At 73.7% G+C, this 16,860-nt stretch carries 13 protein-coding genes and 1 pseudogene; 8 read left to right on the forward strand and 6 right to left on the reverse strand.

Annotated elements, in window-relative coordinates; genetic code table 11:
- Window positions 1–74: 74 nt before the first annotated feature.
- From lnt to ACF09J_RS20060, 3 genes are all read right to left on the reverse strand, one after another.
- Window positions 75–1,685: an apolipoprotein N-acyltransferase gene (gene lnt, locus ACF09J_RS20050; protein WP_392306770.1), complete on the reverse strand. Its 1,611-nt coding sequence runs from the start codon at window positions 1,683–1,685 to the stop codon at window positions 75–77.
- A 73-nt stretch (window positions 1,686–1,758) separates the two neighbouring features.
- Window positions 1,759–2,295 (reverse strand): hypothetical protein, encoded by a 537-nt coding sequence (locus tag ACF09J_RS20055; RefSeq protein WP_392306771.1) that lies wholly within the window; start codon window positions 2,293–2,295, stop codon window positions 1,759–1,761.
- Between the two features lie 104 nt (window positions 2,296–2,399).
- On the reverse strand, window positions 2,400–3,185 hold the full coding sequence (locus tag ACF09J_RS20060) for a glutamate racemase (RefSeq protein WP_392306772.1): 786 nt from the start codon (window positions 3,183–3,185) through the stop codon (window positions 2,400–2,402).
- Window positions 3,186–3,224: 39 nt separating this feature from the next.
- Here ACF09J_RS20060 and ACF09J_RS20065 point away from each other — a divergent pair, with 39 nt between their 5' ends.
- Entirely contained in the window at window positions 3,225–4,424 is a 1,200-nt protein-coding gene (locus ACF09J_RS20065) for a glycosyltransferase (RefSeq protein WP_392306773.1), read from the forward strand.
- Between the two features lie 12 nt (window positions 4,425–4,436).
- Here ACF09J_RS20065 and ACF09J_RS20070 read toward each other — a convergent pair whose 3' ends face one another.
- Window positions 4,437–5,825, reverse strand: coding sequence for a TerD family protein (locus ACF09J_RS20070; protein ID WP_392306915.1), 1,389 nt, complete (start codon window positions 5,823–5,825; stop codon window positions 4,437–4,439).
- A 294-nt stretch (window positions 5,826–6,119) separates the two neighbouring features.
- On the opposite strand from ACF09J_RS20070, the gene ACF09J_RS20075 reads away from it, so the two are divergent.
- The 4 genes from ACF09J_RS20075 (at window position 6,120) to ACF09J_RS20090 (ending at window position 10,762) form a co-directional block, all read left to right on the forward strand.
- Window positions 6,120–6,578 carry a DUF6643 family protein gene (locus ACF09J_RS20075; protein WP_392306774.1) on the forward strand — a complete coding sequence of 153 codons (459 nt, stop codon included), beginning with the start codon at window positions 6,120–6,122 and terminating at the stop codon, window positions 6,576–6,578.
- 41 nt (window positions 6,579–6,619) lie between these two features.
- Window positions 6,620–7,444 (forward strand): MOSC domain-containing protein, encoded by an 825-nt coding sequence (locus ACF09J_RS20080; protein WP_392306775.1) that lies wholly within the window; start codon window positions 6,620–6,622, stop codon window positions 7,442–7,444.
- 168 nt (window positions 7,445–7,612) lie between these two features.
- Window positions 7,613–8,212: a hypothetical protein gene (locus tag ACF09J_RS20085; protein WP_392306776.1), complete on the forward strand. Its 600-nt coding sequence runs from the start codon at window positions 7,613–7,615 to the stop codon at window positions 8,210–8,212.
- Window positions 8,213–8,323: 111 nt separating this feature from the next.
- The gene (locus ACF09J_RS20090; protein ID WP_392306777.1) at window positions 8,324–10,762 is read left to right on the forward strand and encodes a right-handed parallel beta-helix repeat-containing protein; all 2,439 of its coding nucleotides are present in this window, start codon (window positions 8,324–8,326) and stop codon (window positions 10,760–10,762) included.
- On the opposite strand, the pseudogene ACF09J_RS20095 reads toward ACF09J_RS20090, so the two are convergent.
- Window positions 10,732–13,168: pseudogene (locus ACF09J_RS20095) on the reverse strand (hypothetical protein). The gene ACF09J_RS20090 and the pseudogene ACF09J_RS20095 sit on opposite strands and share 31 nt — an antisense overlap.
- 278 nt (window positions 13,169–13,446) lie before the next feature.
- On the opposite strand from ACF09J_RS20095, the gene ACF09J_RS20100 reads away from it, so the two are divergent.
- Entirely contained in the window at window positions 13,447–14,274 is an 828-nt protein-coding gene (locus ACF09J_RS20100) for a DeoR/GlpR family DNA-binding transcription regulator (protein ID WP_392306778.1), read from the forward strand.
- Window positions 14,275–14,296: 22 nt separating this feature from the next.
- Here ACF09J_RS20100 and ACF09J_RS20105 read toward each other — a convergent pair whose 3' ends face one another.
- Complete coding sequence (locus ACF09J_RS20105; protein WP_392306779.1) at window positions 14,297–15,421, reverse strand: PLP-dependent cysteine synthase family protein; 1,125 nt, start codon at window positions 15,419–15,421, stop codon at window positions 14,297–14,299.
- Between the two features lie 381 nt (window positions 15,422–15,802).
- On the opposite strand from ACF09J_RS20105, the gene ACF09J_RS20110 reads away from it, so the two are divergent.
- Together ACF09J_RS20110 and ACF09J_RS20115 are read left to right on the forward strand one after the other, a co-directional pair.
- A complete protein-coding gene (locus tag ACF09J_RS20110; RefSeq protein WP_392306780.1) occupies window positions 15,803–16,126 on the forward strand; it encodes a hypothetical protein in 324 nt (107 codons plus the stop codon).
- A gap of 182 nt (window positions 16,127–16,308) precedes the next feature.
- Window positions 16,309–16,860, forward strand: a complete 552-nt coding sequence (locus tag ACF09J_RS20115) for an ATP-binding protein (protein WP_392306781.1) — start codon at window positions 16,309–16,311, stop codon at window positions 16,858–16,860.

Here is a 16,860-nt window from a genome sequence, read left to right on the forward strand (position 1 = left end):
CGACCCTAACGGCCGGCCGCCCCGGGCCCCGGCCGGGTCCGGGGGCATCCGGGGGGCGTACGTCCGGCGTACGGTTACACGTGCCGGGCGCGCCGCCCGCGCAGTCCGGCGCCGACGGCCCAGCCCAGGCCGCCGGCCGCGACCAGCACCAGGGCGGTCTCCGGCAGGGTGCCCAGCCGGGTGGCGGGCGTCTCGGAGGAGCGCAGGGGCACTTTCTGGACCAGGTAACCGGGCACGAACATGCCGGTCTTCTGGGTGATCCGCCCGTCCGGCATGATGATCGCGCTGACGCCGCTGGTCACCGGGACGGTGACGGTACGGCTGTGCTCGACCGCGCGGATCCGGGACATGGCGAGCTGCTGGTAGGTCATCTCGCTGCGGTCGAAGGTCGCGTTGTTGCTCGGTACGGAGATCATCTGCGCGCCGGACGTGACGGTGTCGCGCACGACCCAGTCGAAGGCCGCCTCGTAGCAGGTGTCCAGGCCCACCTTCGTGCCGTCGATGGTGAACACGCCCGGCTTGTCGCCCCGGCTGAAGTCCTGCCGGACCATCGACGTCCAGCTCTTGTTGATCGCCCCGAGCAGCGGGCGCAGCGGAAGGTACTCGCCGAACGGCTGGATCTGCCGTTTGTCGTACGTCTGGACGGGCCCCTTGGCCGGATCCCACAGGATCTGCTCGTTGAACAGTTCGCCGTTCCGCTCCACGACGCCGCCGACGGAGACCGGCACCCCGACCGCCTTGGCGGCCATGCTGATGACGGCACTCGCGTCGGGGTTGACGATGGGGTCGATGTCGGAGGAGTTCTCCGGCCAGAGCACGAAGTCCGGCCTGGGGGCCTTGCCCGCCTTCACCTCCTGGGCCAGCCGGTCCGTCTCGCGCGCGTGGTAGTCGAGGACCGCACGCCGCTGGGCGTTGAACTCGAGGCCCGCCCGGGGCACGTTGCCCTGGATGACGGCGACGGTCGCGGTGCCGTCCTCGGCCTTGTCGCTCACCAGCGGCCGGGCGGCCACCGCGGACGCCACCGGGACGGCGACGCTCAGCAGGGCCGCGGCCGCGGCCGGACGCCGTACCGCTTCTCCGCGCCGCCCCCGGACCGCCAGGCGCACGGTCTCGCACAGGCCGAATCCGCACAGGACGACCGCGAAGCCCAGCACCGGGGTGCCGCCCACCGCGGCCAGCGGCAGGAACACGCCGTCGGCCTGCCCGAAGGCGATCTTGCCCCAGGGGAAGCCGTGGAACGGCACGCGCGCGCGTACCGCCTCGCCGGCGGTCCACAGGGCCGCCGCCCACAGCGGCCAGAGGGGCAGCCGGGACACGGCCGCGACACCCGCGCCCACCAGCGCGACGAAGACCGCCTCCACGGCGGTGAGCGCCAGCCACGGACCGGGGCCGACCTCCACGCCGGTCCACACCAGCAGCGGCAGCAGGAACCCGAGGCCGAAGAGGTAGCCGAGGCCGAGGGCCGCCTTCCAGGTGCGGCCGCGCAGCACCCAGCCGAACACCGCGAAGGCGGGCAGGGCCAGCCACCACAGGGGTCGCGGGGGGAAGCTGAGGTAGAGCAGGAGGCCCGACAGGGCGGACGCGGCGGCGGGCACGAGCCGCAGGAGCCTCGCCCTCCAGGGCGCGGGCGCGGTGTGCGGTCGCAGCGGGTCCGACTCGTCGACGGAAGTTGCGGTGACGGTCACTCCGGGAGTCTACGGCCGGCCGCCCTCGGCCATCCGGTCAGGCCGGTCGTCGTCCACGCGCTGGTCAGGCCGGTCAGCCCCGGCCCGGGCCCGACGGGCGGAGGCGGTCCCTGATCACGTGCACCGCCGTCTCGGCGTTGTCGATCGTGATCGTGAACGTATGGCCGTCCCACAGGCGCAGCACGAGGCCCTCGCCGCGCCGTACGACGACCGCGGTGCCCTTCTCGGGCCGCCACCGGTAGCCCCAGCCGCCCCAGTGGCGCGGGGTGACGTGGGGGGCGAACTCGGCGCCCGCGACATGGGCGAGCGGAATGCGGCGGCGCGGCAGGCCGATGTGCCCGCAGCGCACCTCCAGGCACTCGTGGTCGACCCGCACGGCGACGTGCACGAAGGCGAGGGTGCCGAACAGGACCAGCAGCCCGGCCGCGATGCAGCCCACGACGGACATCACCAGCGGGGCGACGCCGGAGGACCAGGCGGAGTCGACGGCCAGCTCGATGCCCAGTGCCATGCAGGCGGCGCCGACGAGCGCCAGCAGCCACTGCATCCGGTTGGTGGCCCGTCCGGTCCACACCTCGGGATGGGAACTGTTCTCGGGGTGGTCCCTCATACCCATGAGGTTACTCAGGTTTCGCTGCGCGGGTAGCGCGTCGCGCGCAGCGACGGGACCGGGCGGCCGCACCCGGACGGACGCGTCCGGTGGCCGGACCCGGGTCAGCGGACGGGTGCGGCCTGCTGGAGGAGGCGGCCTTCCGCGTAGGCCAGCGCCGGGGCGGGCAGCGCGCCCTCCCGTCCGTTCAGCAGCACGGTCACGCGACCCTCGGCCAGGGCCTCCGGTTCTGGCCGGGCGCCGATCCGGCGCAGCGCCTGGGCGACGACGGCGCCCGCCGAGCCGAGCAGGGCCGGCGACGGGCCTTCCGGTTGCCGGACGGCGGCCCGGATGCGGTCGGCGACCAGTTCGTAGTGGGTGCAACCCAGGACGACGGTCGTCACGTCCGCGGGGGTGAGTGCGGCGGCCGCGGCGACGGCCTCGTCGATCGCCGTCTGGTCCGCGTGCTCCACGGCCTCGGCGAGGCCCCAGCAGGGCACCTCGGTGACCGGCACGCCGTCGGCGAAGTCGCGGATGAGGTTCCGCTGGTAGGGGCTGCCGGTGGTGGCGGGCGTCGCCCAGATGGCGACCGGACCGCCGCCGGCCGCGGCCGGTTTGATCGCCGGCACCGTGCCGATGACCGGCAGGTCCGGCTCCAGGGCGGCGCGCAGGGCGGTGAGCGCGTGCACGGTCGCGGTGTTGCAGCCGACGATCAGGGCCTCCGGGCGGTGCGCGGCGGCGGCCTCGGCGACGGCCAGGGCGCGCGCGGTGAGGTCCTCCGGCGTGCGTGGGCCCCACGGCATGCCCGCGGGGTCCAGGGAGAGCACGAGGTCTGCGTCGGGGCGCAGCCGCCGTACCGCGGCGGTGGCCGCCAGCAGCCCGATCCCGGAGTCCATGAGCGCGATCTTCACCCGGTCACGATAGTCGATCCCCTCGAACCGGCCGCCCGGGTGGGGCAGACTGCGCGGGTGAGCGTGATCGAGTGGAGTGCCGTCGGATCACTCGCCGCCTGGCTGTGGCTGCTGCTCTGCCAGGGCTTCTTCTGGCGTACGGACGTCAGGCTCCCGCCCCGCGCGGACCCGCCCCCCGACGACTGGCCGTCGGTGTGCGTCGTCGTTCCCGCGCGGGACGAGGCCGCCGTCCTGCCGGAGAGCCTGCCCTCCCTGCTCACCCAGGACTATCCGGGGCGGGCGGAGGTCTTCCTGATCGACGACGGCAGCCGCGACGGCACCGGCGAGCTGGCCCGTGAACTGGCGCGGCGGCACGGCGGGCTGCCGCTGACCGTGGCGTCACCGGGCGAACCGCCCGCCGGCTGGACCGGCAAGCTGTGGGCGGTCCGGCACGGCATCGGCCTGGCACGCGCGCGTGGTCCCGCCTACCTGCTGCTGACGGACGCCGACATCGCCCATGCCCCGGACAGCCTGCGCGAGCTGGTGGCGGCGGCGCGCACCGGAGGCTACGACCTCGTCTCGCAGATGGCGCGGCTGCGGGCGGAGAGTGTGTGGGAGCGGCTCGTGGTGCCGGCCTTCGTCTATTTCTTCGCGCAGCTCTACCCCTTCCGCCGGATCGGCCGCCGGGACGCGCGGACGGCGGCGGCCGCGGGCGGCTGCGTGCTGCTGCGCGCCGAGGCCGCCGAACGGGCGCGGATCCCGGACGCGATCCGGCAGGCGGTGATCGACGACGTGGCCCTCGCCCGGGCCGTCAAGACCGGCGGCGGCCACATCTGGCTGGGGCTCGCCGAGCGGGTGGACAGCGTGCGCCCCTATCCGCGGCTGCACGACCTGTGGCGGATGGTCTCGCGCAGCGCCTACGCGCAACTGCGCCACAGTCCGCTGCTGCTGCTCGGCACGGTCGCCGGTCTGGCGCTGGTGTACCTGGTGCCGCCGGTGTCGCTCGCCACGGGCCTGGCCGCGGGCGACGCGGTGGCGGCGCTCGCCGGTGGTGCGGCCTGGCTGGTGATGGCGGCGACGTACGTCCCCATGCTCCGTTACTACCGGCAGCCGCCGTGGCTCGCTCCCCTGCTGCCGTTCACCGCTTTCCTCTATCTGCTGATGACGGTCGACTCGGCGGTGCAGCACTACCGGGGACGCGGTGCGGCCTGGAAGGGCCGCACGTACGCGCGTCCGGACGCCGTGCCCGACGAGGGGTGAGCCGGTGGCCGCTCACTTGCGGCCCGGGGTCCAGTTCATGCCCCAGCCGTAGGCGCGGTCGATGGTGCGCTGCGGGCTCACTCCGCGTTCGGGCACCAGGTAGCGGGCCTCCCGCTGGACCACGAGGTCGCCGCCGTTGTTGGTGATCAGGGCGAGGGCGCACACCGTCGAGGGCACCGTGCACTCGTCGAGGGAGAAGTCGACGGGGGCGCCGTGCTGCGGCTGGAGGGTGACCGTGGCGTGCAGGTCGGCGAACGAGCGGGCGCCCTCGTAGATGGTCACGAAGACGAGGATGCGACGGAAGTCGCCCGTGTGGTCCAGGTTGATGGTGAGGTTCTCGCCGTCGGCGGCGGCGCCGGTCCGGTCGTCGCCGTCGAGGTGGATGTACGGCGGCCGGTGCAGCGCGCCGAAGGCGTTGCCCAGGGCCTGGACGACGCCCTTGCGGCCGTCCGACAGCTCGTAGAGGGCGCACAGGTCGAGGTCGAGGTCCCTGTGCATGGCCACCGCACGGCCGCGCTTGCTGCCCCAGCCGGAGAACTGTTTGCGCACCTGCCAGTTGAGGTTCACGCGCATGGCGCCGCCGGTTCCGCCCTGCTTGGCCAGCGACACCGAGGGGGCCGCCTTGGTGAGCGTCACCTTGCTCAGGCGGACCGGGGCGGCGGGTGCGGCAGGGACGGGCACGGCGGGCGTGGGCGCGGCGGATCGGGGCATGGCGGGCGCGGGGGTACCGGAGGGCGCCGTGGTGACCGGGGCCGAGGTCGGCGGCGGCAGGGGAACCGGCGGGCCCACCGGCGGCGGGGGCGTGGCCGGGAAGGGGGCCGGCGCGGGCGGAGGCGGCGCCATGCCGGGTGCTCGCGGGGCCGGGGGCGGCGGCGTGTGCTGGGGCTCGTCGACGCTGATGCCGAAGTCCGTGGCCAGACCCTCGAGTCCGCTGCCGTAGCCCTGCCCCACGGCCCGGAACTTCCAGGCGCCCTGCCGGCGGTAGAACTCACCGAGCACGAACGCGGTCTCCACCGTCGCGCCGGTGCTCTCGAACCGCGCGGCCACCGCGCCCCGGCCGGCGTCCCGGACCTCGATGCAGAGGCCGGGCACCTGTCCGAAGGTGCCGCCGTCCGCGGAGGCGGCGAGCACCACCTTCTCGATCGAGGGCTCCACGCGCGCGAGGTCGACGAGCAGGGTGTCGGTCACCTGGTCGCCGAGGGTGTTCTTGCCCTCGTGCCGGACCGCGCCGGAGGGGTGGGCCGGTTGGTTGTAGAAGACGAAGTCCGCGTCGGAACGCACCTTTCCGTCCACCAGCAGCAGCGCCGAGACGTCCGCGTCGGGAACGCCAGGACCGCGGCGCCAGCCCACCTCGACGCGCAGGGCGGTGGCGGGCACCGGCGTGTTCGACCCCTTCGGCATGGACATGCTTCGCCCCCATCACGTGTCGGACAGGCCGTGCCCCGGCAGTCCGTCGGCTCGCTACCCCACCAACCTAGTCCCGGTCCCGCCGAACTCCCATGAGAAGCACCGGAACACGCTGGCAGACCGCCGGTAACCCGGCCTCAAGATCGGCCTATACACCATCCGCGCATTGCCCGATGCCCCTTTTTCGCCAAGTTCGCTCAGATTGGGGACCTCACGTCACCGCCGACACGGAAAACAACCCTCTTATCGGTCTCCCCAACCAGCACATCGTGGGCTTTACTTATGGCCATGACCTCCCCCCGCTCCAGTTATGGCGGCGGCTACTACTCCGCCTCCTTCCCGGACACCCCGATCTACGACTCGCTCGTGGCCGAGCGAGGAACCCCGCAGATCGCACCGATCCGTGTTCCGGCCCCGTACGACACGGGCAGCCACATGAGCCCGGGCAGCCAGATGAGCACCGGGAGCCACCTGCCCGCGCTGCCCTCGGCGCTGCCCGCTCTCCCGGCGGCCCCGTCCCAGCCCTCCTACGGCTACCCGCAGGCGCCGCAGCCGGCGCCCACGGCCTACATCCCGCAACAGGCCTCCGCGCCACGCGGGTACCCAGGCCCGCAGCAGCCGCAGCCGCAGCCACCGCGCCCGATGGCGAACGGCACCGGCTACGAGGCCATGCGTCCCGCCACCCCCCGGCCGGCCCCCGCGCCCTACCAGGATCCGTACGGGAACCAGCAGTACCGCGGCTACTGAGCCACTCCCCCGCTGTCCGCGCCTCCTGGCAGGATGAGGTCATGGGGAACGCGGAACTGCACGCGCTGCACATCCACCCGGTCAAGGCGCTGCGAGCCGTCACGCTCGCGGAAGCCGTCGTCCAGCCCTGGGGGCTGGCCGATGACCGGCGCTGGGCGCTGATCGACGACGGGGGAAAGGTCGTCACACAACGCCAGCAGCCACACCTCGCGTTGGCCGCCGCCGAGCCCGAGCCCGGCGGCGGCCTGCGTCTTTCCGCGCCCGGACAGGCCCCGTTCACGGTCGCCGTCCCCCCGCCGGGCGAGACGGTCACCGTGGACGTCTTCGGCGAGAAGGTGGAGGCCGTACCGGCGGACGAGGCCGCCCACGCCTGGTGCGGCGCCCTCGCCGGGGACGGCGTGCGCCTGGTCCACCTGGACGACCCCGCCACGCGCCGGCCCGTCGACCCGGTCTACGCCCTGCCCGGCGAGACGGTGAGCTTCGCCGACGCCTTCCCGCTACTGCTCACCGCGGTCTCCTCCCTGGCCTCCCTCAACTCCCTGATGGCCGAGGGGGATCACGCCGCCGAGGGCCCGCTCCCCATGAACCGCTTCCGGCCCAACGTGGTGGTGGCCGGCACCCCCGCCTGGGCCGAGGACGACTGGACGCGCATCGCGATCGGGGAGGTCGCCTTCCGGATCGTCAAGATGTGCGGACGCTGCGTGGTGACCACCACCGACCAGGCCACCGGCGTCCGCGGCAAGGAACCGCTGCGCACCCTCGGCCGCCACCGGCGCTTCGGCGGCGAACTGATCTTCGGCCAGTACCTGGTGCCCGAGTACACCGGCACCATCCGGCTCGGCGACCCGGTCACCGTCCTGGAATGACCTCGGGCGGCGGGCGGGAACCCCGGAGCGGGGCCCGGTCGTTGGGCTTTCGTGAGGAATGAGTGAGATTCGCCGGCCGAGGTGATTTCCCTCTCTCTTCGGCCGACGAGGGGGCGAACGGTTCCGGCCGGAGTTATCACGGAGGGAAAAAAGGGGGGTGCGACAACGGTGCGAGCGATCAGCGGACTCCGGCGCTGGCGGCACAACCCGCTGCGGCGCGGAACCGATCTCGTCGAGGCCTGGGTGGCCCTGGTGGCGCTGCTGCTCGTCCTCGTCGCCGCCCCCTTGACCGGCTGCCTCGTCGGCTCCCTCGCCCAGGACGCCCTTCAGGAGTCCGTGCGTGAACAGCGCCAGTCCCGGCACCAGGTGACGGCCACGGTGGTGCAGAGACTGAACCGGCTGGATCCCGACCCGGAGATCAACACGGGCCGGGACCCGCGCAGTCGCGTCCTCGCCGACTGGACGGCCCCGGACGGCACCCGGCGGCACGGCCCGGTCACGACGACCCTGAGATCGCCCCGCCCCGGCGACCGCTTCACGCTGTGGACGGACGAGCACGGCCGGACGGTGACCCGGCCCCTGGACTCCACGACGGCCACGACCCATGCCGTGCTGGCCGGTTGCGGCGCGGGCATGCTGACCGCGCTCCTGGTGGAGTGCATACGCAGGCTGATCGTCTGGCGCCTGGACCGCCGCCGGTACGCGCTCTGGGACCAGGCCTGGGACCGCGCCGGCCCGGACTGGGGCCGCACCGGCACCGGCAGCTGACGGCCTTTGGGCTCTGGTCAACCGAGCGTCCGCGCGCACGCTACGGTGGACCGGCCGACGCACTCGGCATCAACCAACCCGCGTACCACGAGGTGGGGGCACAGCAGCGCCATGGCACAGGGCACGGTCCAGGTGACGCACACCGGTACATCGCGGTGGCGGCGCCGCACGGGTGAGTACGCATCGCTCGCCGCCGCCCTGGAGGCCGCGGCCGACGGTGACGTGCTCACCGTCGCCCCGGGCACCTACCGGGAGAACCTCGTCGTACAGCGGGCGGTGACCCTGCGCGGCCCCGAGGGCGCCCCGGGCTCGGTGCGCATCGCCCCCACGGAGGGGGTGCCCCTGACCGTGCGCGCCTCCGCGGTCCTCCAGGACCTGCACGTCGAGGGCCAGGACTCCGCCGCGCCCGCCCTGTTGGTGGAGGAGGGCGCGCCGGAACTCCGGGACGTGCGGATCGTGACCCGGTCCGCGGCCGGCATCGAGGTGCGCGGCGGCGCCCGGCCCACCGTGCGGCGCTGCACGGTCGACAACCCCGCCGGCATCGGCATCGCCGTACTCGACGGCGGTGGCGGGGTGTTCGAGGAGTGCGAGGTCGTCGCGGCCGGGCAGTCGGGCGTGGCGGTCCGCGGTGGCGCCCATCCCCGGCTGGAGAACTGCCGTGTCCACCACACCTCCGGCGCGGGTCTGACCGCGACCGGCGACAACTCCGCCCTGGAAGCAGTGGGTTGCGAGGTCTACGAGGTACGGGGCAGCGGCGTCCAGATCACCGGCCGGGCCACCGCGCACCTCACCGACTGCGATGTGCACCGCACCGCCGCGGACGGCGTCACGCTCGACACGGACGCCGTGCTGACCCTGGCCGACTGCCGCATCCACGACATCCCGGAGAACGCGGTGGACCTGCGTTCCCGCTCCGTGCTCACGCTGACCCGGACGACGGTGCGTCAGTTCGGGCGCAACGGCCTTTCGGTGTGGGACCCGGGCACGCGCGTGGACGCCAACCAGTGCGAGATCTTCGACAGCACCGGCGACTACCCGGCGGTCTGGGTCAGCGACGGCGCCACCGCGGTGCTCGACTCCTGCCGGGTGCACGACGTGCCCGACGCGCTGTTCGTGCTGGACCGCGGCTCCCGCGCGGACGTCGTCGACAGCGACCTGTCGCAGGTGCGCAACACGGCGGTGTCGGTGAGCGACGGCGCCACCGCGCAGCTCGACGACTGCCGGATCAAGGACGCGGCCACCGGCGCCTGGTTCCGCGACCACGGCAGCGGCGGCACCCTCAACAACTGCACCGTGGACGACACCCAGACCGGCGTGATCGTCACCAAGGGCGCCGACCCCACCATCGAGCGGTGCACGGTCGCCTCCCCCGCCGAGGCCGGTTTCTACGTCTCCGCCGGGGGCCGCGGCAGCTTCCTGGACTGCCGGGTGACGGGCAGCGGCGGCTACGGCTTCCATGTGATCGACGGCTGCCGTACGACGCTCAAGAAGTGCCGCACGGAGCGGTGTGCCCGCGGGGGCTACGAGTTCGCGGACGGCGGGCCGGACGCCGGGGCCGGTTCGGGACCCGTCGTCGAGGACTGCACCAGCGACGAGAGCGGCGGTGTGCGCCCGCTGGTGTCCCGGGAGACGGCCGTGCAGACGGCGCCCCCGTCCAGCGGTCTGCTGGGCGCGATCCCCGGCCAGCGCACCACCGAGCAGGAGCCGCTGGTGGCCGCCGGTGAGCCGGCGGTGCCCGCGCGGACCGCGAAGGACGTCCTCGGCGAACTCGACACGCTGGTCGGCCTGGACAGCGTCAAGCGGGAGGTGCGCGCCCTGACCGACATGATCGAGGTGGGCCGGCGCCGTCAGCAGGCCGGGCTGAAGGCCGCCTCGGTCAAGCGTCATCTCGTCTTCACCGGCTCCCCCGGCACCGGCAAGACCACGGTCGCCCGCCTGTACGGCGAGATCCTGGCGTCCCTCGGGGTCCTGGAGAAGGGCCACCTGGTGGAGGTGTCCCGCGTCGACCTGGTCGGCGAGCACATCGGATCCACCGCGATCCGCACCCAGGAGGCCTTCGAACGGGCCCGCGGCGGCGTGCTGTTCATCGACGAGGCGTACGCGCTCTCCCCGGAGGACGCCGGGCGCGACTTCGGCAAGGAGGCCATCGACACGCTGGTGAAGCTGATGGAGGACCAGCGGGACGCGGTGGTGGTGATCGTCGCCGGCTACACGGCGGAGATGGAGCGCTTCCTGTCCGTCAACCCGGGTGTGGCCTCCCGTTTCTCCCGCACCATCACCTTCAGCGACTACGGACCCGACGAGCTGCTGCGGATCGTGGAGCAGCAGGCCGAGGAGCACGAGTACCGGCTGGCTCCGGCCACGGCCGAGGCCCTGCTCGCGTACTTCACCGCCGTCCCCAAGGGCCCCGCGTTCGGCAACGGCCGCACGGCGCGGCAGACCTTCGAGGCGATGGTGGAGCGGCACGCCGGCCGGGTCGCCCAGCTCGCCGAGCCGAGCACGGACGATCTGACGCTGCTCTACGCCGAGGACCTGCCCGAGCTGCCCTGAGCAGCGCGCCCGTCGGGCGGTTCGGTGTCCGTCCGTGGTGCGCCTTCCGTGGCGTCGGGCTGCCCTTCGCGGGGCGCCGGCAGGTCCGGGCGCAGCCGGGCGAGCAGCCACCGGCGTTCCTCGTCGAAGGCCGGGTCCGCCTGGTAGTCGGAGTGGCCCAGGATCGGGGCGGGCAGCGGATGGCGTGCGGTGCGGCCGTAGGCGAGCGGGTCCTTGAGCGGGGCGCGGTCCACCTCGGGGCCGCAGCCGCCGGGCAGCCGGACGGGGCCGCCGATGGGATCGGTGCGCCGGTACAGGTTGCGCCAGCAGTCCACGTCCCGGTGCAGGGCGCCGAGCGCGGCCGGGCCGAAGTGGGCCGGGAACCAGCGGCCGTAGAGCCGTTCCAGGGGCGATCCGTAGGTCAGCAGGGCGACCCGCTTGCGGACCGGCGGGGTGAGCTGCCAGGCCGCGGCGGCGGCCAGCACACTGCCCTGGGAGTGCCCGGACAGCACCAGGCGTCCACCGGTGGCCCGGGTCCAGGTCGCCATCCGCCAGGTGAGGTCGGGCACGGCGCGTTCGGCGTAGCAGGGCGGGGCGAAGGGGTGCGCGGCGCGCGGCCAGAAGGTGCCGACGTCCCACAGGATGCCGATGGTGCGCCGGGGCGGAGGCGTCCTTGTAGGCGCGCCGGCCCCAGGTGACGAAGAGTATGAAGCCCAGTCCGATGAGCCAGGAGCCCAGTGCCTGCGCGGTCTGGGCCGTGCCGTGCAGGACGGGGTGGGTTCCCGCCGCGGCCCCGGCCGGTGTGCGGTCGGTGCCGAGGGCGCCGACGAGTGCGCCGGCGCCCAGCAGGAGGGTGACGGCGGAGGTGGCGCCGACCAGGAGGGGCCCGTCGTCGGTGAGGGTGGCCACCGCGCGGGTGCGGGCGATCCGGCGGGTGCGCTCGGGGTCGGACGGCTCGCCGGGGTGGTCGCGTTCCACCCCGGGGCGCTCGGCGCGGGCCAGCCGCCGGGCGCGCAGGGCCAGCCGGCCGCAGAGCGCCAGCAGCACGACGAGCAGCGGCGGGATGACGGATGCCTGCCAGGTGAGCAGGACCGGTGGGCCCGGGATCGAGGTGCCGGTGCCGTCCAGCCAGTCAGCGACGCGCTGGCAGACCCCGCCGGACATCACGCCGCCGAGCGCGCAGGCCAGCATCGCCACCGCGGGTCCACCGAGGCCCCGCAGCGCGGCCCTGGGGTCGGGGCGGGTGCGGTGCAGCGCGTGGGCGACGGCGGCGAGGGCGACGACCAGCAGGCCCTGGCCGAGCGTGAGGCCGCCGAAGGCGGTGTCGCCCGCCAGCCGGCCGGCCGACTCCCAGCCCGGGCGCGACCATCCGGCGTACCCGGCGGTGAGCAGGAGCAGCAGGAGGGCGCCGAGCGGTAGCCGTCGCACGAGGTGGCGGTCCAGTTGCCGGTCGAGCAGGTGCTCGGTGCGACCGCGACGGCAGACGACCCAGACCACGGCGGCGGACCAGACGAACAGGGCCGTGAGCAGGAGCCGGCCCGCCGTGTCGAGGGCCCGGTCGCCGCCGGGGCCGCGGTCGAGGGAGGCCGTGGGCACGGCGATCGTCGCGGCCACGGTCAGCAGGCCCGCGGCGGTGTGCGCGGCGCGCAGCCGGGCCACCAGGCGGCGCCCGTACCAGAAGCCGGGGCGGCTCAGGGATCCGTTGCCGGTGTCGTCCTCGGGCACCGGGTCGCGGGAGATCGGCTGCGTGGACTCGTAGGCGCTCCAGGTGCGGTGCGCCAGGTACCACAGCAGTCCGGTGAGCGCGGCGGGCACCACCGCGGCCAGGGCCAGGCGGCGGCCGGGCATGCTCCACCAGCCGCCGGCGGCGGGCGACAGGAAGCCCAGCCAGGAGTGCCGTGCGGCACACGCGTGTGTGCCCGCGCACTGCCACGCCGTGAGGTCGAGGGCGACCTCGCAGGCGGCGGCGACGAGCAGCACCGTCAGGGTCAGCCCCGCCAGCCGCACCAGCAGTCCGTACAGGCTCACGACGCGTGGGCGGCCGGGGGCACCGGGGCGCATCCAGTGGGCGAGATTGACGACCATGAACGGCAGCAGCAACAGCCACAGGGCGCGGGCGCCGTTGCCGGAGGTCAGGTTGCACCAGACGTACGCCTCGGGCACCGGTGTGCCAGGGCGCTCACCGGGCTCCCGCGGACGGTTCTCGGCGTCGACGTCCTCGGCGCGCCGGAAGACGGCCGCGGTGTCGTCGCCGGTGATCCGCACCGTGCGCGGGGCGTCGAGCATCTTCTCGGGCGTGGTGCCGCCGACGCCGTGGACCAGGAGTTCCAGGGCGCATCCGGTCGGCTCGTCGGGTGCGGCGGGTCCGTTCCCCTCGGCGGTCTCCGGGTGCCGCTGCGCACGTTCCACTGTTCGCACTTCTCCCATGACGCGTCCGTCGGTCCGTGTCCGTGCGGACACCAGGATCGCCCCGCGCGGCACGCGGCACACCCCTCGTCACCGAATCTCCCCGATCCGGGTGACGGGAGCCGCGCACGGGGAGGGCGAAGACGGCATGTGCGCGTCGGTCGGCCGATGGCGCGGCGGGAACCGCCCCATGACAGGATGGGACGTCCGCGCCCCGCAGCACATGACGTGACCTTCTCGCCGCCGGCGGGTGCGCGGGGCGGGTCGGACGGCTTGAGGCGAAAGGAACCGGAGCACACGTGAGTGAGAATCAGAACCTCCTCGCGGAGCAGCGGCGCGCCCTGATCCTGGACGAGGTCCGGCGCCGCGGCGGTGTCCGGGTGAACGAGCTGACCCGGAAGCTCGGCGTGTCGGACATGACGGTGCGCCGCGACCTGGACGCGCTGGCCCGGCAGGGCGTGCTGGAGAAGGTGCACGGCGGAGCGGTCCCGGTGGTGGAGGCCAGTACGCACGAGCCGGGCTTCGAGGCCAAGTCGGGTCTTGAGCTGACGGCCAAGGAGGACATCGCGCGTGCGGCGGCCCGGCTGGTCGCACCGGGCACGGCGATCGCCCTGTCGGGCGGTACGACGACGTACGCGCTGGCCCAGCACCTGCTCGACGTGCCCGATCTGACGGTGGTCACCAACTCGGTGCGGGTCGCCGACGTCTTCCACTCGGCGCAGCGCACCTCCGGTCAGCGGCAGGGCGCGGCGACGGTGGTGCTGACCGGCGGGGTGCGCACGCCGTCCGACTCGCTGGTGGGTCCGGTGGCCGACCAGGCGATCGCCGCGCTCCACTTCGACGTGCTGTTCCTGGGTGTGCACGGGATATCGGCCGAGGCGGGCCTGTCCACGCCGAACCTGGCGGAGGCCGAGACCAACCGGCGTCTTGTGCAGTCGGCGCGCCGGGTGGTGGTGGTCGCCGACCACACCAAGTGGGGTGTGGTCGGCCTGAGTTCCTTCGCCTCGCTGGACCGGATCGACACGCTGGTGACGGACGCGGGGCTGGCCGAGGAGGCACGCGCCGAGATCCCGGAGCACCTGCGGCTGGTGGTGGCGGGCGAGCCCGAGGACGAGGCGGACATCTGAGGGCCCCTCGGCGAGGGCCTTCTCAGCCCGGCCACACCCCGGTCGTCAGGAACGACTCCAGGGTCCGCGTGTACGGGGCGCTGTCGAGGCCCTGTTCGCTCAGCCAGGCGTCGGAGTAGTACTTGTCGAGGTAGCGGTCGCCCGGGTCGCACAGGAGGGTCACGACGCTGCCCCGGCGGCCCTCCTGGAGCATCTCGGCGACGATCTTCAGGGCGCTCCACAGGCCCGTCCCGGTGGAGCCGCCCGCCTTGCGGCCGATGGCCCCCTCCAGGGCACGTACGGCGGCCACGGCGGCGGCGTCCGGCACCTTCATCATGCGGTCGACCGCGCCGGGCACGAAGCTCGGTTCCATGCGCGGCCGACCGATGCCCTCGATGCGCGAGCCGCTGTCGCAGGTGACGTCCGGATCGCCGGTGGTCCAGCCCTCGAAGAAGCACGAGTTGTCGGGGTCGGCGACGCAGATGCGGGTGTCGTACTGCATGTAGTGGACGTAGCGCGCGATGGTCGCGGAGGTGCCGCCGGTGCCCGCGGTGGCGACGATCCACGCCGGTTCCGGGTAACGCTCCAACTCCAGTTGCCGGAAGATGGATTCGGCGATGTTGTTGTTGCCGCGCCAGTCCGTGGCCCGTTCGGCGTAGGTGAACTGGTCCATGTAGTGGCCCCCGGTCTCGGCCGCGAGGGCGGCGGAGGCCTCGTACATGGTGCGCGGGTCGTCCACGAAGTGGCACCGCCCGCCGTGGAACTCGATCAGGCGGCACTTCTCCGCGCTGGTCGTGCGCGGCATGACCGCGATGAAGGGCACGCCGATCAGCTTCGCGAAGTACGCCTCCGACACGGCCGTCGAGCCGCTGGAGGCCTCGATGACCGGGCGGCCCGGGCGGATCCAGCCATTGCACAGGCCGTACAGGAACAGCGACCGCGCCAGGCGGTGCTTGAGGCTGCCGGTCGGGTGCGTCGACTCGTCCTTCAGGTACAGGTCGATGCCCCACTCCTCGGGCAGGGGGAAGCGCAGCAGATGGGTGTCGGCCGAGCGGTTGGCGTCGGCCTGCACCTTGCGGACGGCTTCTTTCAGCCAGTCCCGGTATCCGCTGTCGCTGCGGTCGACGTCGAGGGTGTCGCCGGTCCGGCGCTGCTCGGTGGTGCTCACGGCGGGGCTCCTTACGCTGTGCGCCGGCGGCGTCCCGCGCGGCCGGACGTCCTCGATGATAGACACCTACAACACGCTTCTCACCTGCATAAACGCATCTTTGAGCGGCTCAAGGCGAGGCTTGGGAGCAGGCCTCGCCGGGGCCGGACCGTGGCGAGGGGCGCACGGGCCGGGGGGCGCATTCGCCTGAGTGCTCCGGGTGCCACCGGCGAGCGCTCCGCGCGCACTGGTGCTCCGCGTCCAAGGCGTGCAGACTGCACCGCGGCGGGACAAAGGACCCGACGGGGGCACAGGGATCTCGAACGAGCCGGCCCGGCTCGCGGACCGGGCGGAACGGGAGCCGGCGACACGCACGAAGCGACACGCACGGAGGGGCGGGAGATGGCCGAACCGGAGTTCACGGCCACGGGCGTACGGATCGACAAGCGGCTGCGCTCGCTCACCCGGGCCGGACGGGTCCGGATCCGCGACGGCAGGCTGGAGCTGCTGACCAGCTACGGCAGTGAGATCGACAGCGCGCCGGTGCAGTCGGTGCGCGCGTCCCAGCCCTGGTACGCCCCGGACGACCGGGCGCTGGCCGACCTGGGCGGCAACCGGTACGTGCTGACCCTGGGCGACCACGATCCCGCTCCGGACGAGCCCGGACCGCCCGCGGCCCGCCGGTTCGTCGAGGCCGTGCGCCGGGCGGCTCGGCGCGGCGGCTGAGCGAGGCAAGTTGCGTGACATCACCCCGTGGGTCACGCTGGTCTCACGTCACTCAGGGTTTACCGGCGATAACGCTGCGAACCAGCCCGCCGGCCAGACAGCAGGCGGCAATGTCACGCGGGCGTCCTGCTGCATCCGAAACGTCGTGTTCTTCCGGACCTCAACGTCGGGGAGTCGCAGCCGTGATCAGTCACCCAAGCAGGCACTGCACGGTGGAGCTCCAAGCCCTGCCGTCGCGGATCGGCCAGGTCCGCAGAATCGTATCGGCGCACCTGCGCTACTGGCATCTGGACGCTCTGATAGACCGGGCCGCGCTCGGTGTGACGGAGCTGTTGACCAACGTCCACCAGCACGCCCGGCCCGACAAGCTGTGCACCGTGGAACTCGAGCTGCTGCTCGAACGGCTCACGGTCTCCGTGCGCGATCACGACCCGCGCCTGCCCGTGGTGGAGGAGATGGGCGACATCGCCCCGCTGGCCACCGAAGGGCGGGGGCTGGCGATGGTGGCCGCGATGAGCGAGAGCTGGGGCGCGCGGCCGGACGGCGAGCAGGGCAAGGTCGTCTGGTTCACCCTGCCGACCGCCGCCCCCTCGATCGCGGTGCCGGCCCGGGTGCCGGCGCTCGTGACCGCGGAGCCTCCCGGGCGCCGTCTGGCCGAAGCCGCCTCCGCGCTCGACGGCGTACGGCCCGTCCGACCCGTCCACGCTCCGGCCGGGCCGGCCGTGGTCGGCTGA

Origin of the sequence: Streptomyces sp. NPDC014889, assembly GCF_043081205.1 — a bacterium.
Classification (GTDB): domain Bacteria; phylum Actinomycetota; class Actinomycetes; order Streptomycetales; family Streptomycetaceae; genus Streptomyces.